This window comes from Halomonas sabkhae, assembly GCF_030409265.1.
Taxonomy (GTDB): Bacteria; Pseudomonadota; Gammaproteobacteria; order Pseudomonadales; family Halomonadaceae; genus Halomonas; species Halomonas halmophila.
Genome location: NZ_JAUFPM010000005.1, coordinates 27,745 through 47,099, shown reverse-complemented (window position 1 = coordinate 47,099; position 19,355 = coordinate 27,745). Strand labels below are relative to the sequence as shown.

Below are 19,355 nucleotides of genomic sequence, written 5' to 3'. Positions count from 1 at the left end.
GCTCCGGTCAGTCGTCATAGCGGATCTGTGGGTCGAACAGTGAATACAGCAGGTCGACGATCAGGTTCATCAACACGATCAGCACGCCGTAGAAGACCACCGTGCCCATCACCAGGGTGTAGTCGCGGTTGAGGGCGCCCTGTACGAAATAGCGGCCGATGCCCGGCAGGCCGAAGATCTGCTCGATGACCACCGAACCGGTGATGATGCCGGCAATGGCGGGCCCCAGGTAGGAGAGTACCGGCAGCATGGCCGGCCGCAGGGCATGGCGCAGGATCACCTCGTGCTCGCGCAGCCCCTTGGCCCGAGCGGTGCGGATGTAGTGACTGCCCAGCACCTCGATCATCGAGGCGCGCATCATGCGCGCCACATAGGCGATCTGCTGGATGGCCAGGGCCACCACCGGCAGGACCAGGTTGGGCAGGGCGCCGCCGTTCCAGCCGCCCACCGGCAGCCAGCCGAGCAGCACCCCGAACAACAGCGCCATCAGCGGGGCGATCACGAAGTTGGGGATGGCGATGCCACCCAGCGCCACGCCCATCAGGCTGTAGTCCAGGGCGGTGTTGCGCTTCAGTGCGGCCATCACGCCCATCGGCAGGCCCAGCAGCAGGGCCAGGCCGATCGCCAGGGCACCCAGCTCGAGGCTGACCGGAAAGCCCTGCATGATCAGCTCGGTGACCGAGAAGTCCTTGTACTTGAACGAAGGCCCGAAGTCGCCCTGCAACAGGTTGCCCATGTAGCGCAGGTACTGCATCCACAGGGGCTCATCCAGGTGATAGGCGGCCATCAGGTTGGCTTCGATCTCCGGCGGCAACTGGCGTTCGCCATCGAAGGGGCCGCCCGGCGCCACCCGCATCAGGAAGAACGACAGCGTGATGACGATCCACAGGGTCGGGATCGCCATGGCCAGACGTTTGGCAATGTAGTTCAGCAAGGACTCACTCCTCGAAGCTGATCCAGCGCGAGGGATGGTCATCCTCGATGTTGTTCTGCCAGCCATCCAGTGCCGGGTTGACCAGGTTGCGGCTCACATAATAGAGCAGCGGTGCCACGGCATGATCCTGCATGGCCAGCGTCTCGGCCTCTTCCAGCAGGGCCTGGCGGGCATCGGCGTCCTGGGTCCGGGCCGCTTCTGCCAGCAGCTCATCGAATTCCGGGTTGGCATAGGCGCCGTAGTTGTTGCCCACGCCGGACTTCAGCAGAGTGAGGAAGTTCTCGGCGTCATTGTAGTCGGCGACCCAGCCGGCCCGGGCGACATCGAAGTCGCCTTCGGCGATGGTCTGGTAGTGCACCGTGGCCTCGGCATTGATCAGCTCGACCTCGACCCCCAGCGGCCGCCACATGGCGGCGATGGCCACGGCAATGCGCTTGTGCTCTTCACTGGAGTTGTAGCGCAGGCGCAGCTCCAGGGGGTTGTCGGGACCATAACCGGCCTCTTGCAGCAGCTTTCTGGCCTGCGCCATGCGGGCTTCCATCTTGCCGGCGGTGGGCGCCTCATCGACCCCTTCATAGTGGTTGACACCGGGTGGCACGAAGGCGTGGGCGGGCTCGAAGGTGCCCTGCATCAACTGCTCGGCAATGACCTTGCGGCGAATCGCCAGGCTGAGGGCTTCGCGCACCCGGGCATCACTGGTCGGGTGGCCGTCGCGGTGGTTGAAGACGTAGTAATAGCTGCCCAGGTAGGGCGCCATCCGGGTGGCCTCCGGCAGGTTCTCCTGCAGCCACTGATAGCGCTCCGAGGCATATTCGCGGACGATATCCAGCTCCCCGGCACGAAAGCGCGACAGCGCGGCACTGCGGTCTTCGCTGGTGTGGTAATTGACCCGCTCGAGGCTGATCTGCTCGGCGTCATAGTACTGGCTGTTGGGCTCCACGCTGATGCGCGACTGGGAGACCCATTCCACCGGCGTGAAGGCGCCATTGGTGGCGATATGCTCGAGGTCGATCCAGTCGCTGCCGTGTGCTTCGAGCAAATGGGTGGGCAGCGGGTAGGCCGTGTAGTGGGTCAGCAGCTGCGGGAAGTAGGGGGTGGAATGTTCCAGCTCGACGCGCAGGGTGCGCCCGTCATCCAGTGCCTCGACCCCCAGCTTTTCCGGGGGCATGTCGCCGCGGTTGATGGCCTCGGCATTGACCACCGGATACAGCATGTAGGCGTACTTGGAGGCGTTGCGGGGCTTCAGCAGGTGGCGCCAGCCGGTGACGAAATCCTCGGCGGTGACGGGCTCGCCATCCGACCAGCGGGCGTCCTCGCGCAGGTGGAAGGTGTAGGTTCGGCCGTCCTCGGATACCTCGTGATCCGTCGCCATGCCCGGCAGCAGCTTGCCATCGGGAGCGAGCTTGAAGAGCCCCTCGTAGACGTCCATCAGCACCTGGGACTCCCAGACGCCGCCCGCCACCTGAGAGGTGTCGAAGGACGCCAGCTCGCCCATGACACCGATGTCCAGCGTCTGTGCCTGGGTGGCGGAAGCGAAGAGGGTCGTGGTGGCCATGGCCAGGCCGAGCGCCAGGCCGGAAGCATTCCGTTGCAGTGGTAAGGCGGACATGAAGACTCCTGATCAGTGAAGCGCAGGCACGCAGCTGCGCCCCGCAGTGGCGGGGGCGCAGGTCGGTCGGCTCAGTTGGTTTCGTCGAGCGAGACGTAACGCGACGGATGCATGTCCAGGGCGTTGTTCTCCCAGCCGCTCAGGGCCGGGTCGACCAGGTTGCGAGCACTGTAGAGATAGATGGGCGCCAGCGGATAGTCGGCCAGCGCCATGGCCTCGGCGCGTTCCATCATGTCGCGCCGCACGTCGTCGTCCGACTCGCGATCGGCCTCGCCGAGCAGGCGGTCGAATTCCGGGTTGGCGTAGTTGCCGTAATTGTTCGTGCCTTCGCTGGAGAGCAGCTGAAGGAAGTTCTGGGCGTCGTCGTAGCTGGAGATCCAGGCGGCGCGGGCGACCTGAAAGTCGGCTTCCATCAGCTCGGAGTAGTGAATATTGGCCTCGCTGGCGCGCATCTCGACCTCGACGCCCAGCGGCTCCCACATGGCGGCCACTGCCACTGCGATACGCTGGTGCTCCTCGCTGCTGTTGTAGCGCAGGGTCAGCTCCAGTGGGTTGTCCGGGCCATGGCCGGCTTCCTGCATGAGCTCGCGGGCGCGGGCCATGCGGGTTTCCATGTCCTCGTCGAGCCCCGGCTGCACGGCTGGGGTGTAGTGGTTCACGCCGGTGGGCACCAGTGACTGGGCCGGGGTGACGGCACCGTCGAGCAACTGGTTGGCGATCACCTCGCGGCGAATGGCCAGCGACAGCGCCTCGCGGATGCGCTTGTCGGCGACCGGGGAGTCCTCGGCCAGGTTGAAGGCATAGTAATAGCTGCCCAGCGAGGGCGTGATCCGGGTGGCCTCCGGCAGGTTGTCGTTGAGCCACTGATAGCGGGCCGCCGGGAAGTCGCGCAGGATATCCAGCTCGCCGGCCCGGAAGCGCGAGATGCCGGCGTTCTTGTCCTCCACCGGGAAGAAGTTGACGCCCTCCAGGCTGACGCTGTCGGCGGCGTGATACTCCGGGTTGCGGACGGTCTCCAGGCGGGTGTTGGCGACCCGGCTGACGGGCTTGAAGGCACCGTTGACGACGATATTCTCCGGGCGGCTCCAGTCATCGCCGTGCTCCGTGACCACGTGCTCGGGGAGCGGGTAGCCGAAGGGCAGGATCAGGGTCTTGAGGAAGTAGGCCGCGGGTTCCTCGAGGTGGATGACCAGGGTGCGGCCGTCATCCTGGCTTTCCACGCCGAGCGCATCCAGTGGCTTGTCGCCGGCGTTGACCGCTTCGGCGTTGACCACCGGATAGAGGCGATGGGCATAGTTGGAAGCGGTTTCCGGGTTCACCTGGCGGCGCAGGGCGAACACGAAGTCCTCGGCGGTCAGCGGTTCGCCGTCCGACCAGCGAAGCTCGTCGCGCAGGGTGAAGGTCCAGCGCTTGCCGTCCTCGCTGACGGTCCAGTCACTGGCCGCGCCGGGGATCATCTCGCCCTGGGCATTGACGGCGATCAGGCCCTCGAAGATGTCGCGCAGCACGTCTTCCTCCCAGACACCGCCGGTGATGCGCGAAGGATCCAGTGAGCTCGGGTCGCCGCTGATGCCGATGTCCAGGGTCTGCGCCGCCACGGGCGACGCCAGCAGGGCAGAAGCAAGCGCCATGGCGCTCACCAGGGGAATGCGGTTATGCATCGTGTATCTCTTCTTGGCTGATGTTGTTGTCGGCGGGCAAGGGCCTGCATGGCCTGACAGCGTGCCACCGGCCGGTCCGCAAGGCGACATGACGCCAGGCTGGCGACGGGATGACGCTGTGACGGCATTTGGCTACAATGCTCTTCCCTTCCTTGGCCGCTGGCACGCTGGAGGCCGCGGACATTCTCTGAAAATTAGGCGAGCGTCATGCAGGAAGTCAATCCTATCAATCACCTCATCAAGGACCTGTCTGAACGGACAGACGTCCTGAGGGGGTATCTTTGACTATGCCGAGAAGAAAGAACGGCTAGAAGAAGTCACTCGCGAGCTCGAGGACCCCAACGTCTGGAGCGACCCTGATCATGCCCAGAAACTGGGCAAGGAGCGGGCAACCCTCGAGATGGTGGTGGAGACCATCGATGAGCTGGAACGCGGCCTGAACGACAATCGCGACCTGCTCGAACTGGCCGAGATGGAAGAAGACGCGGATACCGTCGAGGAGGTGGGCCGCGAGCTGGAAAACCTTCAGGCCAACCTCGAGAAGCTCGAGTTCCGGCGCATGTTCTCCGGCGAGATGGACCCCAACAACGCCTATCTGGATATCCAGGCGGGCTCCGGTGGCACCGAGGCTCAGGACTGGGCCAACATGCTGCTGCGCATGTATCTGCGCTGGGCCGAGCACCACAATTTCAAGGCGGACATGATCGAGCTGTCGGCCGGTGATGTGGCCGGCATCAAGTCGGCCACCGTGCACATCCAGGGCGAGTATGCCTTCGGCTGGCTGCGCACCGAGACCGGCGTCCATCGTCTGGTGCGCAAGAGTCCGTTCGACTCCGGCGGCCGGCGTCACACTTCCTTCGCCTCGGTGTTCCTGTCGCCGGAAGTCGATGATAGCTTCGAGGTCGAGATCAATCCCTCGGACCTGCGCGTCGACACCTATCGCTCCAGTGGCGCCGGTGGCCAGCACGTCAACACCACCGACTCCGCGGTGCGTGTGACCCACGAGCCCACCGGTATCGTAGTGGCCTGCCAGAGCCAGCGCAGCCAGCACGCCAACCGCGACTTCGCCATGAAACAGCTGCGGGCGAAGCTGTGGGAGCTCGAGATGGAAAAGCGCAATGCCGCCAAGCAGGAAGCCGAGGACTCCAAGTCCGATATCGGCTGGGGCAGCCAGATCCGTTCCTATGTGCTGGATGATCAGCGCATCAAGGACCTGCGGACCGGCGTTCAGTCCAGCAGCTGCGAGAAGGTGCTGGACGGCGATCTGGACCAGTACATCATCGCCAGCTTGAAGCAGGGGCTGTGACGCGCCCCGCGAGGCGAGCTGCGAACCCCGGAGCTTGAAGCTTGAAGCTGGAAGCTGGAAGGACACCGCCCCGCAGCTCGCAACTCGCAATCCGAAGCCCGTAGACCACTTAGACAGGTAGCAATATGGCCCACCAGGAGAACTCACAGGCCTCCGCGGCGACCACCGACGAGAATCACCTGATCGCGGAGCGGCGGGCCAAGCTGGCCGAACGCCGTGAACGTGCCGCCGTCGAGGGAGGTAGTGCCTTTCCCAATGACTTCCGGCGTGACAGCCTGGCCGCGGAGCTGCAGGACGAACTGGGCGAGAAGGACAAGGCCGAGCTCGAGTCCCTGGGCCGTCCGGCGGCCGTGGCCGGGCGTATCCTGCGCAAGCGCGGGCCCTTCATCGTCATTCAGGACGTGTCCGGTCAGATCCAGCTGTATGTCGACAAGAAGGGCCTGCCGGCCGAGCTGCTCGAGGACATCAAGGGCTGGGACATCGGCGACATCGTGGCCGGCAGCGGGCCGGTGCACAAGTCCGGCAAGGGCGATCTCTACGTGATGATGGAGCAGGCGCGGCTGTTGACCAAGAGCCTGCGTCCGCTGCCCGACAAGTTCCACGGCCTGACCGACATGGAAGCCCGCTATCGTCAGCGCTATGTCGACCTGATCATGAACCCCGGCTCGCGGGATGTCTTCAAGACCCGCGCCGGTGTGATCAGCGCCATGCGTCGCTTCTTCGAGGATCACGGCTTCATGGAAGTCGAGACGCCGATGCTGCAGCAGATCCCCGGGGGCGCCACGGCACGACCCTTCATCACTCATCACAATGCGCTGGACATGGACATGTACCTGCGCGTCGCCCCGGAGCTCTACCTCAAGCGACTGGTGGTGGGCGGCTTCGAGAAGGTCTTCGAGATCAACCGCAATTTCCGCAACGAAGGGCTGTCCACGCGTCACAACCCCGAGTTCACCATGGTCGAGTACTACCAGGCCTATGCGGACTACCATGACCTGATGGACTTCACCGAGGCCATGCTGCGTCAGGTGACGCGCACGGTGTTGGGCGACTCCCTGGTGATCAATACCGTGAGGGACGCCGAGGGCGAGGTGCTGGAAACCGTCGAATACGATTTCGGCAAGCCCTTCGAGCGTCTCAGCGTCTTCGATGCCATCCTGGCCTATAACGATGACATCAGCGCCGAGTCGCTGGCCGACGCATCCGCCGCCCGCGAGATTGCAAAGCGGCTGGGTATCAAGCTCCAGGAGGGCTGGGGGCTCGGCAAGGTGCAGATCGAGATCTTCGAGGAGACCGTCGAGCATCGTCTGCAGCAGCCGACCTTCATCACCGACTACCCCACCGAGGTCAGCCCGCTGGCGCGTCGCAAGGACAGCAATCCCTTCGTCACCGAGCGCTTCGAGTTCTTCGTCGGTGGCCGCGAACTGGCCAATGGTTTCTCCGAGCTCAATGATGCCGAGGACCAGGCCGAGCGATTTGCCGCTCAGGTGGCCGAGAAGGAGGCCGGCGACGACGAGGCCATGTACTATGATGCCGACTATGTCCGGGCCCTGGAGTACGGCATGCCGCCGACGGCGGGCGAGGGCATCGGCATCGACCGGCTGGTGATGCTGCTCACGGACAGCGCTTCCATCCGTGATGTGTTGCTGTTCCCGGCCATGCGGCCCGAGGGAAGTACTGCTTAAATGCCTGCGCGCGCAAATCGCGGCGTTACGCGAAGCGCTTTGCTCAGCAACCAACCGCTGGCGCGGGGCTGATCCGGTGACAAGCCCTCTCGTAGACCTGCCGACGGATCAGCCCCGAGTGGTCCGCAATTCGGGGCGCTGCGTTGCAGAAATGTTGGTAAGAGGCGCCGCTGGCGCCCATAATGGTCAGCGTTTCGACGTCGAGGAGACCGTGATGAAACTGCTCAACCGCTCCGCCCTGAGTGTCAGACCGACCCAGCATTTCGTGGACTGGATCAATGCACTGGAACCCACCGTCGGGGATGACGATCTGGCCCTGGAGGACGTCGAACGGGAAAGTACCGTTTACCTGATTCCCGAGATGGATACCCCGGAAAATCTCGACGCCTTCGTGCGCGAACGCTACCTCGAGATTCTCGAGACCGAGCTGCGCGCCTGGGAAGAGGATGAACGCCAGTGGCCCGAGACCCTGGACTGGTCGCTCTTCCAGCGTTTCGTGCGTGTCGAGCACAGCTACCTGGCCATCGACCTGGATAACGAGGCCGCGCTGGAGATCGCCGAGGTGGATGACAGCATGCTGCTGGAAACCGACCAGGACTGATTCGGCGCGGCGCTCCACTTCGCTGACGGCCATGCCAGCGGCCGTCAGCGAGGTGTTGTGTGCCCTGCGTGGATCACGCTGAAGCCGGCTCCGTGCCGGTTTTTGCATGTTATGGACCCTGACGCATGAGCCGACTCTTTGCGACGCGCGAAGGCGATGATGGCCTGCCCGGCCCGGAACGCCGGCTGGCGGTGATGGCGCTGATCTGTGGCACGACCATGGCCGTGGTCGATGCCACCATGATCAATCTCGCGCTGCCGTCGATCGCGGCGGGGCTGGAGGTCGCGTCGTCGAGTGCCGTCTGGGTCACCAATATCTTCCAGATCGTCTGCGCCGCCTTCCTGCTGGTCTTTTCGGCACTCAGCGAGATCATCGGCCGGCGTCGACTCTATGTGGCCGGGCTGAGTCTGTTCGTGGTGGCGGCGGCCGGCAGTGCCCTGTCCCGGGATCTCGACATGCTGCTGGGCTTCCGGGCCCTGCAGGGCATGGGGGCGGCAGCTACCCTGTCGATCGGCCCGTCGCTGTATCGCAGCATCTTTCCCTCGCGGCTGCTGGGGAGTGCGCTGGGGCTGAGCTCGCTGGTCGTGGCGACCGGCTATACCGCCGGGCCGGCGATCGGCGGGCTGGTGCTGTCCGTGGCCGACTGGCCCTGGCTGTTCGCCCTGCCGGTGCCCATCGGCGTGGTCGCCGTGGTGCTGGCCTGGCGGGCCCTGCCGCGCGAGGCGGGGCGTCGCGGTGGCTTCGACTGGCCGGGCGCCTGCGGGGCGATGCTCATGCTGGGCGCGCTCTTCCTGGCCCTGGATGGGGTGGGGCATCGGACGCCGGCCTGGCAGACGCTGGGCTGGCTGGCGCTTAGCCTGGTCGTCGGCGGCGGTTTCCTGTGGCGCCAGCATCGGGCGCCATTCCCGTTGTTGCCGTTGACGCTGTTCCGCCAGCCGCGTTTCAGTCTGGCCGTGGCGTCGCAGGGGCTGGCGTTCGTCGGCCAGGGGCTGGCCTTCGTGGCCCTGTCGTTTCTCTATCAGCAGGGCATGGGGTTCTCGCCGCTGGAAACCGCCTTCCTGTTTACCCCCTGGCCGTTGATGATCATGCTGGCCGGCCCGCTGGCGGGGCGTCTCGCCGACCGACTCAACCCCAGCCTGATCGCCTGCCTGGGCCTGGTGGTGCTGATCGCGGGCATGCTGGCGCTGGGCGGCCTGGGCGCGCAGGCCGGCATACTCGACTGCCTGTGGCGCACCGCCCTCTGTGGCCTGGGCTTCGGTCTCTTTCAGCCACCCAACAATCGCGAGTTGATGACCAGCGTGCCGGCCGAGCGCAGCGCCAATGCATCGGGCGTGATGAGCACCACGCGCACCGTCGGGCAGGCCATGGGCGTGGCGATGGTCGGGGCCTGCCTGTCGGCGGGGGCGCCGGTGCAGTGGGCGCTGTGGGGCGGTGCGGCGGCCGGCGGACTGGCCCTGTTGACGAGCCTGGCACGTGTCTCGCGCGCGGAAGACGCGATGCGCGCACGTCGTCGCGGCGCTTCTGAAAGCGTACAATGAAGATTCGGATTGTGTATTCACCACTCATCATCGGGGAGCCGACATGAGCACCCAGTCGACCATCGAGGAGAAGCTCCAGGCCCTCGAACCCACCTTCCTGACGGTGGAGAACGAGAGCCATCGACACAATGTGCCGGCCAATGCCGAGACCCACTTCAAGGTCACCCTGGTGTCGTCGCGTTTCGAAGGCCTGATGCCGGTCAAGCGCCATCAGCAGATCTATGCGCTGCTGGCCGATGAGCTGGCCGGCCCGGTACACGCCCTGGCACTGCACCCCTATACGCCTCAGGAATGGCAGGCGCGGGGCGAGTCGCGACCGAACTCGCCGGATTGCCGCGGCGGAGACGGTTCGTGACCAGCGAGCCACATCGGCTGCAATACCTGGAGGCCATGGGGCTCACGGCCTGGGCGGCACGCTATCGGCTGCCCAATGCGCTGGAAACGCCGTCCTGTGAATGGGAGTCGCCAGCCCCGGAGCCCGCCACTGCCCCCAGTGAGCGTCTGCATGCCCTGCTGGGGGATGCCGGTGAAGCCAGCGCGTCGTCCTCCGAGCCGCAGGAAAGTGCCGTGCGGCCGCCGAGCGGGCCGCGCAAGGCGCGTGCCCTGCTGGGCGACCTGATGCCGGGCGAGTCGTCGTCGGACAGCGCGCCGGCGACGCCGGCGCCTGCGGCCTCGTCCGGCCCTGCGACGGAGCAGGCGACGCCCGCGTCAGCCAGCGAAACGTCCAACGAGGCCCTGCGCTTCACCTGGCAGGTAAGCTGCCTGGAGGGGCGCTGGTTGCTGGTCCTGCCGCGGGATCGGGGGCCCAGTGATACCGAGTACCGCTTGCTGGGCAACCTGATGCGTTCGGTCGGGGTGGTGCCCAGCCAGGCGCCGACCTTCGAGAGCTTTCGCTGGCCCCAGCTCGAGGGCCTGACGGTGGAGTCGCCGCTGGAGGAGGCTCAGGATGGGCTGCGCGCCTTCCTGAGCGGGCGTCGCCAGCGCGGCTGGCAGCCGGAACGCCTGCTGGTCTTCGGCGAGGCCGCGCTCACGGAACGCCTGTTGCAGCTGGCCGACGGCCACAGCGCGCTGTTGTCGTTGCCGGTCTGGCAGGGGCCGGACCTGCAGACGCTCGCCGCGAGTGCTGATGCCAAGCGGGCCTTGTGGCCGCGTCTCGCCGATTGGCCACGCCTGTGGAGCGGGGGCGATGACGACGCCTGAGGCGCGGGTGCTGGACGCCGATGCACTGGCCGACGTGGTCGAGCTGGAGCGGGTCTCGCAGCGCTTCCCGCTGGAGGCGCCCCGGCTGAAATCGGCCCTGGCGGATAACAACGAACACTTGCTGGGCATCTACCGCAACGGGCGGCTGATCGCTTATGCGCATGTATCGCGACTGCCCTTCGATGCCGAGCTGCAGTCGCTCCTGGTGGCCCCACGGGCGCGCCGGGAGGGCCTGGCGGCGACGCTCATGCAGGCCGTGGAGGCTCGGGCGAGGGGCTGGAACAGCGAGCGCCTGCTGCTGGAAGTCAGGGCCGGCAACGAGGCGGCAATACGGCTTTATCGCCGCTGGGGATTCGGCGAGGACGGGCGCCGCCGCGACTATTATCCATCGCTTGACGGCGCCGGGCGGGAGGATGCCCTCCTGATGTCACGCAGGCTGCAGCAGGCGTGACGGGGTTCAGCCTTGCTGGTGGGCCGGCTGTTCCGACTCGGAGGATGCTTGTGCGGAAGACGAGCCGGTGTCGACGTCGTCGAACTTGCCGAGCAGCGCGGACAAGCGACGCTCCCATTCCTCGCGTTCCTGCTTGAGGCGGGTGTTTTCCTCGCGCAGCTCCTCGGCTTCCATTTTCATCAACTCCAGTGCCTCGACGGCGCTGGAGACCTTCTGTTCGAGCTGGTTGAAGAGTTCGTTGCTCATCCGTTTCTCCTGGTGATGTCTAGCTGAGTCGGGCTCGGCCCGTTGAGCGCGTCCTGCAATCGGCAGCGTAACGCCGCCGGCGGGGCTCAGCAAGCGTCTTTATCGCCGCAATCGCGGTGGTCGGGCTGGCGTCGATAGAGTCGCCCCGTGCCTTCTCCCGCGCGAACTTCGCGGTGCAGTGTCCAGTTGTCGGGCACCCGTGGCTCGAGCGTCGTTTCGGTTTCCACATAGATGCTCGCCTCTTCGCTCAGCCAGCCCTGCTCCAGGGCGGCACAGCAGGGTGCGGCGAGGCCCTGATGGAAGGGCGGATCGACAAACACCAGCGAATAGGCGACCGGCTCGCCCTCGAGAAAGCGGCGGGCGTCGCGCTTGACCACCTCGGCCCGGGCGATGCCCAGGCTGGCCAGGTTGTCGCTCAGGGCGCGGCTGGCACGGGCGTCGAGCTCGACCAGGGTCGCGTCACCGGCGCCGCGTGACAGGGCTTCCAGGCCCAGGGCGCCGCTGCCGGCGAAGAGATCCAGCACGCGACGGCCGGCGAGTGTCGGCCCCAGCCAGTTGAACAGGGTTTCGCGCACCCGGTCGGGCGTGGGGCGCAGCCCGGGCAGGTCGAGGACCGGCAGCTGGCGGCGGCGGTATTCGCCGCCGATGATGCGCAGCTTGCCCTGAGGCTGGCCGGCCGGGCGGCCACGCGCGGCAGGTGGCGTGCGTCGGGAACGTCGTCGAGTCATGTGCGCGATTGTAGCGGGCCCTGTGTCCACAGTCATGATGCGCGATGGTAGGATGTGGGCATTCGTTCACCCGCGAGGCTGAATCCCCCCATGTTCGGTTTTTTCAAGCGCAAGAAGAAGCAGCAGGATCAGGCGGTCGAGACGCCTGAGCAGGAGGTCGAGCGCGACGAGTCAGCGCCGGCCGAAGAGCAGCCCGCCGCGGCGGAGCCCGAGTCGCCCCGGGAGGCCGAGGCGCAGACGCCGCCGGACGTCGAGTCTCGCCGCGAGCCGCAGACTGCCGAGCCCCTTTCCGAAGTCGAACCGGCGCCGGTGCCGGAAGGCGAGCCCGAGCCGGAGCCGATTCCCGAGCCCGAGCCGACGCCTGAACCGGAGCCGGCCCCCGAGCCCGAGCCGGCCCCCGAGCCCGAACCGGTCCCCGAGCCCGAACCGGTCCCCGAGCCCGAACCGACACCCGAGCCCGAACCGACACCCGAGCCCGAACCGACACCTGAACCGGCGCCTGAGCCGGAACCGGACCCCGCCGCCGTGGCGCCCAGGGACAAGCCGCGCAGCGAGAAGAAGGGCTGGTTTGCCCGCATCAAGCAGGGGCTGGGCAAGACCCGAGCCAATCTGGCCGATGGCCTCGCCGGTCTCTTCATGGGCCGCAAGCAGATCGACGATGACCTCATGGAGGAGATCGAGACCCAGCTGCTGATGGCGGACGTGGGCATCGAGGCCACCACCGAGATCATCGAGCGGCTGACCGAGCGCGTGTCGCGCAAGGAGCTCAAGGATCCCCAGGCCCTTTATCAGGCGCTGCAGGATGAGTTGACCGGCCTGCTGGAGGGCGTGACTCAGCCGCTGGAGCTTCCGCCCAAGGGGCAGGGGCCCTTTGTCATCCTGGTGGTCGGCGTCAACGGGGTGGGCAAGACCACCACCATCGGCAAGCTGACCCAACGCTTCCAGCGCGAGGGGCGCAGCGTGATGCTGGCCGCCGGCGATACGTTCCGGGCGGCGGCCGTCGAGCAGCTCCAGATCTGGGGCGAGCGCAACCATGTGCCGGTGGTCGCGCAGCACACCGGGGCCGACAGCGCCTCGGTGGTCTACGATGCCCTGGCGGCTGCGCAGGCGCGTGGCACCGATGTCCTGATCGCCGATACCGCCGGGCGCCTGCACAACAAGTCGCACCTGATGGAAGAGCTGAAGAAGGTGCGTCGGGTGCTGGGCAAGCTCGATGCCGAGGCACCCCATGAGGTGATGCTGGTGCTCGATGCCGGCACCGGGCAGAACGCGCTGTCCCAGGCCTCGACCTTCAACGAGGCGGTGCCGGTCACCGGTATCACCCTGACCAAGCTGGATGGTACCGCCAAGGGCGGAATCATCTTCGCCCTGGCGCAGCAGCTGGGGACGCCGATTCGTTTCATCGGGGTCGGCGAGACCCTCGACGATCTGCGGCCCTTCGCCGCTCGTGAGTTCGTGGATGCCCTCTTCGACAAGGGCGACCCCGCCGAATGATCACCTTCGAGCATGTCGGCAAGCGCTATGGAGGGCGCTTCGAGGCACTGGCCCACCTCAACTTCCGGGTCGAGCGTGGCGAGATGGCCTTTTTGACCGGACATTCCGGGGCGGGCAAGAGCTCTCTGCTGCGCCTGATCATGCGCCTGGAGCGGCCCAGCCGCGGGCGCATCCTGGTGGCCGGTCACGACATCGACCAGCTCCACTCGACGCAGGTGCCGTTCTACCGGCGCCAGATCGGCGTGGTCTTTCAGGATCACCAGCTGCTGTTCGATCGCTCGATCTATCACAATGTCGCCCTGCCACTGGAGATCCAGGGCATGGAGCCCCGCGAGGCGGCGCGTCGGGTGCGCGCTGCCCTCGACAAGGTCGGCCTGCTGCATCGCGAAAAGGCGCTGCCGGTGGAGCTGTCGGGCGGTGAGCAGCAGCGCGTGGGCATCGCCCGCGCCGTGGTCAACAAGCCGGCCCTGCTGCTGGCCGATGAGCCCACCGGTAACCTCGACCCTCAGTTGTCCGCCGATATCATGTCGCTGTTCGAGGACTTCAATCGAATCGGCACCACGGTCATGGTCGCCAGTCACGACCTGGCGCTGATCGCCAGGCTGCGGCACCGTACCCTGCGCTTGCATGATGGCCGCCTGGTCGGCGACGAGGAGGCAGAATGAGTCGGCAGTCACAGGACACTCCGCAGCGGGGGGCGCGCACCCAGCGAGCCGGTGCCGGGGGGCGCTGGCGCAGCTGGGGCCGTCACCACCGTGCCATGGCGCTGGATAGTGTGCGGCGCCTGTTGCGCTACCCGGTGGGCAGCCTGCTGACCATGCTGGCGATTGCCATTGCCCTGGTGCTGCCCGCGGCGCTGTGGTTGACGCTGGACAGCGCGCGGCTGCTCGATGCCGAGCTGGAGGAGAGTGCGACCCTGACGGCCTATCTCGAGACCCGGGTCGATGCCGCCGAGGCCGGCCGTATCGAGGAGGCGCTGGCGGCGCAGCAGGGCGTGGACAAGACGCGCCTGATCACGGCCGAGGACGGCATGGCCGAGTTTCAGGAATCGCTGGGCCTCGAGGACGCCCTGGCGCGCCTGCCGGGCAATCCATTGCCGGCGAGTGTCGTGATTTCACCGTCAGACCCGGCGCCGCAGGCAGTGCGTCGGCTGGCCGAGCGCCTCGGCGACGTCAGCGGGGTCGAGGAAGTGCGTCTCGACCTGGCCTGGCTGGAGCGATTGCGCCATCTTGCCGAGCTGGGGCAGCGCGTGACCCTGGCGCTGGGCGTACTCTTCGGTCTGGGGGTGCTGCTGGTAGTCGGCAACACCATCCGCCTGGCCGTGGAGAATCGCCGCAAGGAAATCGAGGTGGTGACCCTGATCGGCGCCACTCACCAGTTCGTGCGGCGTCCCTTCCTGTACAGCGGCGCCTGGTACGGCCTGGGCGGCGGCATCCTGGCCTGGGGCCTGCTGGCGCTGGGCGGTGACTGGCTCTCCGGGCCGGTCGCCTCGCTGGCCGCCAGCTATGGGGCCAGCTTCGTGCTGCCGACACTGGGAGTCGGGGGGTCGGCAACACTTCTCGCATGTAGTACACTGTTGGGCTGGCTGGGTGCCTGGATTGCCGTCAGTCGCCATCTGGCGCAGATCCGCCCCCGCTGATGTCATGCGTCACCGGTTTGCAACCAGGGACCAAGTGACAAATTTATCGTTAGCCGGAACCGAATCGGTCTTGTGTCGTCCAAGGCAGCAATTACCGATTCCACACATGGGTTTCGAGGAGACAATCTGCACATGAGCACCAGTCTTCTGCCGGTGGGGCACCTGTCACCGGGTCATGACCTCAATGGTTACATACAGGCGGTGAACGGGATTCCCATGCTCACCGTCGATGAAGAACGCGATCTGGCCTATCGCCTGCATGACGAGGGCGACCTCGAGGCGGCGCGGCGTCTGGTCATGTCACACCTGCGTTTCGTCGTGCACATCGCGCGCAGCTATTCCGGCTATGGTCTGGCTCAGGCCGATCTGATCCAGGAGGGCAACGTCGGCCTGATGAAGGCGGTCAAGCGCTTCGACCCCTACCAGGGCGTGCGGCTGGTGTCCTTTGCCGTGCACTGGATCAAGGCCGAGATCCACGAGTTCGTGCTGCGCAACTGGCGAATCGTCAAGGTGGCGACCACCAAGGCCCAGCGCAAGCTGTTCTTCAATCTGCGCGGCGCCAAGAAACGCCTGGCCTGGCTGAACACCAATGAGGTGGATGCCATCGCCAAGGACCTCGACGTCAAGCCCGAGGTGGTGCGCGAGATGGAAGGCCGCCTGTCGGCCCATGATGCCGGCTTCGATGCGCCGCCGGGCGGCGAGGATGAAGACTCCGCCTACCAGGCGCCGGCGCAGTTTTTGGATGACGCTTCTCAGGATCCGGCCACGCAGCTGGAGGACAGCGACTGGGAAGAAGACTCCACGCAGCGCCTGCGGGTTGCCCTGTCACAGTTGGATGAGCGGTCGCGGGACATTCTCCAGCGCCGCTGGCTGAGCGACAGCAAGTCGACCCTGCATGACCTGGCCGATGTCTACGGCGTTTCCGCCGAGCGTATTCGTCAGCTCGAGAAGAACGCCATGAAGAAGGTGCGTCAGCAAATCGGGGACGCCCTGGTGGCCTGATCACGCCCTGCGGGTGAGCGCTGACCACAGACACGAATGCCCCGGCCTGACGGCCGGGGCATTTGCGTTTCAGGGCTGGCAAGGGGGCATCAGGCGGATGGCGACGGGTCACGCAGCAGCTGGCCGGCGAGCGATTGCCACTGGTCGTCCCAGTGCAGCCTTGGCCGATGCTTGAAGTCGGAGCGCACGTATTGCGAGATGCGACCCTCGACCACGGCGACCAGCAGGTTGGCGGCCGCCGCTACCGGCAGGGCCGGGCGGCGTTGCTCGTGGATCTCGGCCTCGCGCAGGATCTGCTTGAGCTGGGTTTCCAGGCGCTCGAATAGCTGATGGATGCGCTGGCGCAGTCGCGGCGTCTCGCCGGTCAGGGCGTCGCCGCCCAGCACGCGTGACAGCCCCGGGTTCTTCTCGGCGAAGGCCAGCACCAGGGTCAGCACCTGCCCGCAGCGCGGAATCGCTTCCTGCACCTCGTCGAGAATGCGCGTGATGCGCTCGAACAGCGTCTGCTCGATGAACTCGATGAGCCCCTCGAACATGCGTGCCTTGCTCGGGAAGTGGCGGTACAGCGCGGCTTCCGAGAGGCCCACCTGGCGTGCCAGGGCGGCCGTGGTGATGCGCTTGCCGCTGTCTTCCTCGAGCATCAGCGCCAATCCCTGCAGGATATGATCGCGTCGGCTGGAAGCGGTTGCTTGCTGCGTCATGGTCTTTGTGTTGTCGCCTTGCCGGGAAGTGAAAGCGCGTTTCAAGTGCGCAAGGTGAGTGGGCGCCGGGAACACACCGGCGCGAGGGTCATCCGCCAGGGATGGCGGATGTAGCGCCCAGGGAGGGGTTTACAGCGCCCTCGCGAAGGTGTGGTGCCGGGAAAGCCCACGTGATTCAGTCTGCAGGCGTGTCAGCGGGCACGCCACTGGTGCTTGCAGCATCGGTGATCAGGGTGCCGACACCGGCATTGGTGAAGATCTCCAGCAGGGTGGCGTGGGCGACCCGGCCGTCGACGATGTGGGCACTGGCCACGCCCCCCTTCACGGCATCCAGGGCGCAGCGGATCTTGGGCAGCATGCCGCCATGGATGGTGCCGTCGGCGATCATGGCGTCGACCTGGGCGGTGCTCAGGCCGGTCATCACCTCGCCCTCGGTATTCATCAGGCCGGCCACATTGGTCAGCAGCATCAGCTTCTCGGCATCCAGCGCCTCGGCGACCTTGCCGGCCACCAGGTCGGCATTGATGTTGTAGCTGCGGCCGCTTTCATCCACGCCGATGGGTGCGATCACCGGGATGAAGTCGCGGGCGGCGAGCATCTCGATGAGGTCGGTGGAGATGCTTTCGACCTCGCCGACATGACCGATATCGATGATCTCCGAGGCGGCCATGTCGGGCGTCTGCTGTTCGACCTGAAGCTGGCGGGCGCGAATCTGGCCGCCGTCCTTGCCGGTCAGGCCGATGGCCTTGCCGCCGCACTGGTTGATGAGATTGACGATGCCCTTGTTGACCAGCCCGCCCAGCACCATCTCGACCACGTCCATGGTCTCCGCATCGGTGATGCGCATGCCATTGACGAAGCGTGACTCGATGTTGAGCTTGCCGAGCAGTTCGCCGATCTGCGGCCCGCCGCCATGCACGACCACCGGATTGATGCCGACTTCCTTCATCAGCACGATATCGCGGGCGAAGGAGTCGATCAGCGGGTCCTCGGTCATGGCGTTGCCGCCGTACTTGACCACCACCGTCTTGCCGGAAAAGCGCTGAATGTAGGGAAGTGCTTCGGACAGCACTTCCACGACCTGGCGTGGGTCACGCGTGGTGTCGTTCATGTCGAATCCCTGTGTGTCTGCAGCCGGGCTCAGAGGTTGATGTCGAGTGACGGTGCTACCTGTTGCAGGGCATCGGCGAAGCGCGCGCGAATGCGTGCCAGGGCCTCGTCACTCTTGCCCTCGAAGCGCAGTACCAGCACCGGGGTGGTGTTGGACGCGCGGCACAGTCCCCAGCCGTCCGGGTAGTCGACGCGGATGCCGTCGAGGGTCGTCTTCACGCCGTCATCGCCGAAGTCGCCATCCCGGGCCAGGCGCTCGACCAGGTCGAACTTGGTCGCGTCGGTCACCGTGACATTGATCTCGGGGGTGCCGATGTCCTGGGGATAGCGATCGAAGAAGGCATCGGCGTCGGCGTCCTGCCGCGACAGGACTTCCAGCAGGCGAGCAGCGCCATAGAGGCCGTCGTCGAAGCCGTACCAGCGCTCCTTGAAGAAGATGTGACCACTCATCTCGCCGGCCAGCAGCGCGCCGGTTTCCTTCATGCGTCCCTTGATCAGGGAGTGGCCGGTGCGCCACATCTCCGGTGTGCCGCCGGCCTTCTCGATCACCTGGGCCAGGTTGCCGGTGCACTTGACGTCGAAGATCACGCGGGCGCCGGGGTTGCGCTCGAGCATGTCCTCGGCGAAGGCCATCATCAGGTGGTCGGGATAGATCAGCTTGCCGGCAGGCGTGATCACGCCCAGGCGGTCGCCGTCGCCGTCGAAGGCCAGGCCGATGTCGGCGCCGCTGGACTGCACTTCGGCGATCAGGTCCTTGAGGTTTTCCGGCTTGCCGGGGTCGGGGTGGTGGTTGGGGAAGGTGCCGTCGATCTCGGCGAACAGCGGGATGGTCTCGGCACCCAGGCGTTCGACGAGTTTCGGGCCCAGCTCGCCGGCCACGCCGTTGCCGCAGTCGACCACGGCCTTGAGCGGGCGTGCCAGGGAGACATCGCCGAGGATGCGTTCCAGATAGGCATCGCGCAGGTCCTGCTCGCTGACCTCGCCGGCGCCCTCGGTCAGGTCGCCTTCCTGCAGGCGCCGATGCAGATCGGTGATGGTCTCGCCGGAAAGCGTCTCGCCGCCCAGCACGATCTTGAAGCCGTTGTAGTCGGGCGGGTTGTGGCTGCCCGTCACCATGACGCCCGAGGTGGTGCCTTCCACGACATGGGTGGCGAAATACAGCACCGGCGTCGGCACCATGCCGATATCGATCACGTCGCAGCCCGCCGCGGTCAGGCCGCGGGTCAGGGCCTCCAGCATGCGCGGGCCGGAAAGGCGGCCGTCACGCGCCACGATGACGCTTTCCTCTCCCTTGGCACGGGCGGCACTGCCGATGGCGCGGCCGATGCCTTCGACGCCGGGCTCGGTAAGGGTGTCGCCGACCACGCCGCGAATGTCATAGGCGCGGAAGATCGAGGCGGGGGCATGGGGTGCGTTGTCGGTGGTCATGTTGTCGGTCCTTGAGCGTCGG

General features: G+C 66.3%; 19 protein-coding genes. 11 read left to right on the top strand and 8 right to left on the bottom strand.

The features are described from left to right. Window positions 1-7: 7 nt before the first annotated feature. The 3 genes from oppB to QWY79_RS04080 all read right to left on the bottom strand — a co-directional run bounded on the left by oppB (window position 8) and on the right by QWY79_RS04080 (window position 4,204). Window positions 8-934, bottom strand: a complete 927-nt coding sequence (oppB, locus tag QWY79_RS04090) for an oligopeptide ABC transporter permease OppB (RefSeq protein WP_290270152.1) — start codon at window positions 932-934, stop codon at window positions 8-10. Window positions 935-938: 4 nt separating this feature from the next. Further along, window positions 939-2,543, bottom strand: a complete 1,605-nt coding sequence (locus QWY79_RS04085; RefSeq protein WP_290270149.1) for a peptide ABC transporter substrate-binding protein — start codon at window positions 2,541-2,543, stop codon at window positions 939-941. A gap of 71 nt (window positions 2,544-2,614) precedes the next feature. Further along, window positions 2,615-4,204 carry a peptide ABC transporter substrate-binding protein gene (locus tag QWY79_RS04080; protein ID WP_290270148.1) on the bottom strand — a complete coding sequence of 530 codons (1,590 nt, stop codon included), beginning with the start codon at window positions 4,202-4,204 and terminating at the stop codon, window positions 2,615-2,617. Window positions 4,205-4,411: 207 nt separating this feature from the next. Here QWY79_RS04080 and prfB point away from each other — a divergent pair. From prfB to rimI, 7 genes are all read left to right on the top strand, one after another. Beyond that, window positions 4,412-5,510 (top strand): peptide chain release factor 2 gene (gene prfB, locus QWY79_RS04075; RefSeq protein ID WP_141321188.1). Its coding sequence is split into 2 segments (ribosomal slippage): window positions 4,412-4,486 and window positions 4,488-5,510, totalling 1,098 coding nucleotides; the frame shifts between segments, so codons are not numbered across the junction. A 125-nt stretch (window positions 5,511-5,635) separates the two neighbouring features. Beyond that, window positions 5,636-7,195, top strand: a complete 1,560-nt coding sequence (gene lysS / locus QWY79_RS04070) for a lysine--tRNA ligase (RefSeq protein ID WP_290270144.1) — start codon at window positions 5,636-5,638, stop codon at window positions 7,193-7,195. A 214-nt stretch (window positions 7,196-7,409) separates the two neighbouring features. Further along, on the top strand, window positions 7,410-7,796 hold the full coding sequence (locus QWY79_RS04065) for a hypothetical protein (RefSeq protein ID WP_141321184.1): 387 nt from the start codon (window positions 7,410-7,412) through the stop codon (window positions 7,794-7,796). A gap of 125 nt (window positions 7,797-7,921) precedes the next feature. Beyond that, the gene (locus QWY79_RS04060; RefSeq protein WP_290270141.1) at window positions 7,922-9,334 is read left to right on the top strand and encodes an MFS transporter; all 1,413 of its coding nucleotides are present in this window, start codon (window positions 7,922-7,924) and stop codon (window positions 9,332-9,334) included. Window positions 9,335-9,377: 43 nt separating this feature from the next. Further along, window positions 9,378-9,689 carry a BolA family protein gene (locus QWY79_RS04055; protein WP_141321180.1) on the top strand — a complete coding sequence of 104 codons (312 nt, stop codon included), beginning with the start codon at window positions 9,378-9,380 and terminating at the stop codon, window positions 9,687-9,689. Further along, complete coding sequence (locus QWY79_RS04050; RefSeq protein ID WP_290270137.1) at window positions 9,686-10,534, top strand: hypothetical protein; 849 nt, start codon at window positions 9,686-9,688, stop codon at window positions 10,532-10,534. The genes QWY79_RS04055 and QWY79_RS04050 overlap by 4 nt, the downstream gene beginning before the upstream one ends. Then, window positions 10,521-10,985: a ribosomal protein S18-alanine N-acetyltransferase gene (gene rimI / locus QWY79_RS04045; RefSeq protein WP_290270135.1), complete on the top strand. Its 465-nt coding sequence runs from the start codon at window positions 10,521-10,523 to the stop codon at window positions 10,983-10,985. Before QWY79_RS04050 ends, rimI begins: the two co-directional genes overlap by 14 nt. 6 nt (window positions 10,986-10,991) lie before the next feature. Here the strand turns inward: rimI and QWY79_RS04040 are convergent, their stop codons facing one another. Together QWY79_RS04040 and rsmD are read right to left on the bottom strand one after the other, a co-directional pair. After that, the gene (locus QWY79_RS04040) at window positions 10,992-11,231 is read right to left on the bottom strand and encodes a cell division protein ZapB (protein ID WP_290270132.1); all 240 of its coding nucleotides are present in this window, start codon (window positions 11,229-11,231) and stop codon (window positions 10,992-10,994) included. A gap of 86 nt (window positions 11,232-11,317) precedes the next feature. Then, the gene (rsmD, locus tag QWY79_RS04035) at window positions 11,318-11,959 is read right to left on the bottom strand and encodes a 16S rRNA (guanine(966)-N(2))-methyltransferase RsmD (RefSeq protein ID WP_290270130.1); all 642 of its coding nucleotides are present in this window, start codon (window positions 11,957-11,959) and stop codon (window positions 11,318-11,320) included. A 90-nt stretch (window positions 11,960-12,049) separates the two neighbouring features. Between rsmD and ftsY the strand changes: the two genes are divergently transcribed. The 4 genes from ftsY (at window position 12,050) to rpoH (ending at window position 16,094) form a co-directional block, all read left to right on the top strand. Next, window positions 12,050-13,453 carry a signal recognition particle-docking protein FtsY gene (ftsY, locus tag QWY79_RS04030; RefSeq protein WP_290270128.1) on the top strand — a complete coding sequence of 468 codons (1,404 nt, stop codon included), beginning with the start codon at window positions 12,050-12,052 and terminating at the stop codon, window positions 13,451-13,453. After that, on the top strand, window positions 13,450-14,118 hold the full coding sequence (ftsE, locus tag QWY79_RS04025) for a cell division ATP-binding protein FtsE (protein ID WP_290270126.1): 669 nt from the start codon (window positions 13,450-13,452) through the stop codon (window positions 14,116-14,118). Before ftsY ends, ftsE begins: the two co-directional genes overlap by 4 nt. Then, window positions 14,115-15,092: a permease-like cell division protein FtsX gene (gene ftsX, locus QWY79_RS04020; protein ID WP_290270124.1), complete on the top strand. Its 978-nt coding sequence runs from the start codon at window positions 14,115-14,117 to the stop codon at window positions 15,090-15,092. The genes ftsE and ftsX overlap by 4 nt, the downstream gene beginning before the upstream one ends. Window positions 15,093-15,224: 132 nt before the next feature. Beyond that, window positions 15,225-16,094, top strand: coding sequence for an RNA polymerase sigma factor RpoH (gene rpoH, locus QWY79_RS04015; RefSeq protein ID WP_141321164.1), 870 nt, complete (start codon window positions 15,225-15,227; stop codon window positions 16,092-16,094). 89 nt (window positions 16,095-16,183) lie between these two features. Here the strand turns inward: rpoH and slmA are convergent, their stop codons facing one another. The 3 genes from slmA to QWY79_RS04000 all read right to left on the bottom strand — a co-directional run bounded on the left by slmA (window position 16,184) and on the right by QWY79_RS04000 (window position 19,333). Next, window positions 16,184-16,795, bottom strand: coding sequence for a nucleoid occlusion factor SlmA (gene slmA / locus QWY79_RS04010; RefSeq protein ID WP_290270120.1), 612 nt, complete (start codon window positions 16,793-16,795; stop codon window positions 16,184-16,186). Window positions 16,796-16,970: 175 nt separating this feature from the next. Continuing rightward, on the bottom strand, window positions 16,971-17,906 hold the full coding sequence (argB, locus tag QWY79_RS04005; RefSeq protein ID WP_290270118.1) for an acetylglutamate kinase: 936 nt from the start codon (window positions 17,904-17,906) through the stop codon (window positions 16,971-16,973). Window positions 17,907-17,935: 29 nt separating this feature from the next. Next, entirely contained in the window at window positions 17,936-19,333 is a 1,398-nt protein-coding gene (locus QWY79_RS04000; RefSeq protein WP_290270117.1) for a phosphomannomutase/phosphoglucomutase, read from the bottom strand. Window positions 19,334-19,355: the final 22 nt, after the last annotated feature.

Bases quoted from the DNA above. Each gene is read 5' to 3' on its own strand.
- rpoH (WP_141321164.1), top strand. From the start codon at position 15,225: ATGAGCACCAGTCTTCTGCCGGTGGGGCACCTGTCACCGGGTCATGAC.
- QWY79_RS04085 (WP_290270149.1), bottom strand. From the start codon at position 2,543: ATGTCCGCCTTACCACTGCAACGGAATGCTTCCGGCCTGGCGCTCGGC.
- QWY79_RS04065 (WP_141321184.1), top strand. From the start codon at position 7,410: ATGAAACTGCTCAACCGCTCCGCCCTGAGTGTCAGACCGACCCAGCAT.
- rimI (WP_290270135.1), top strand. From the start codon at position 10,521: ATGACGACGCCTGAGGCGCGGGTGCTGGACGCCGATGCACTGGCCGAC.
- ftsE (WP_290270126.1), top strand. From the start codon at position 13,450: ATGATCACCTTCGAGCATGTCGGCAAGCGCTATGGAGGGCGCTTCGAG.
- lysS (WP_290270144.1), top strand. From the start codon at position 5,636: ATGGCCCACCAGGAGAACTCACAGGCCTCCGCGGCGACCACCGACGAG.
- rsmD (WP_290270130.1), bottom strand. From the start codon at position 11,959: ATGACTCGACGACGTTCCCGACGCACGCCACCTGCCGCGCGTGGCCGC.
- ftsX (WP_290270124.1), top strand. From the start codon at position 14,115: ATGAGTCGGCAGTCACAGGACACTCCGCAGCGGGGGGCGCGCACCCAG.
- slmA (WP_290270120.1), bottom strand. From the start codon at position 16,795: ATGACGCAGCAAGCAACCGCTTCCAGCCGACGCGATCATATCCTGCAG.
- QWY79_RS04080 (WP_290270148.1), bottom strand. From the start codon at position 4,204: ATGCATAACCGCATTCCCCTGGTGAGCGCCATGGCGCTTGCTTCTGCC.
- QWY79_RS04055 (WP_141321180.1), top strand. From the start codon at position 9,378: ATGAGCACCCAGTCGACCATCGAGGAGAAGCTCCAGGCCCTCGAACCC.
- QWY79_RS04060 (WP_290270141.1), top strand. From the start codon at position 7,922: ATGAGCCGACTCTTTGCGACGCGCGAAGGCGATGATGGCCTGCCCGGC.
- QWY79_RS04040 (WP_290270132.1), bottom strand. From the start codon at position 11,231: ATGAGCAACGAACTCTTCAACCAGCTCGAACAGAAGGTCTCCAGCGCC.
- QWY79_RS04000 (WP_290270117.1), bottom strand. From the start codon at position 19,333: ATGACCACCGACAACGCACCCCATGCCCCCGCCTCGATCTTCCGCGCC.
- argB (WP_290270118.1), bottom strand. From the start codon at position 17,906: ATGAACGACACCACGCGTGACCCACGCCAGGTCGTGGAAGTGCTGTCC.
- ftsY (WP_290270128.1), top strand. From the start codon at position 12,050: ATGTTCGGTTTTTTCAAGCGCAAGAAGAAGCAGCAGGATCAGGCGGTC.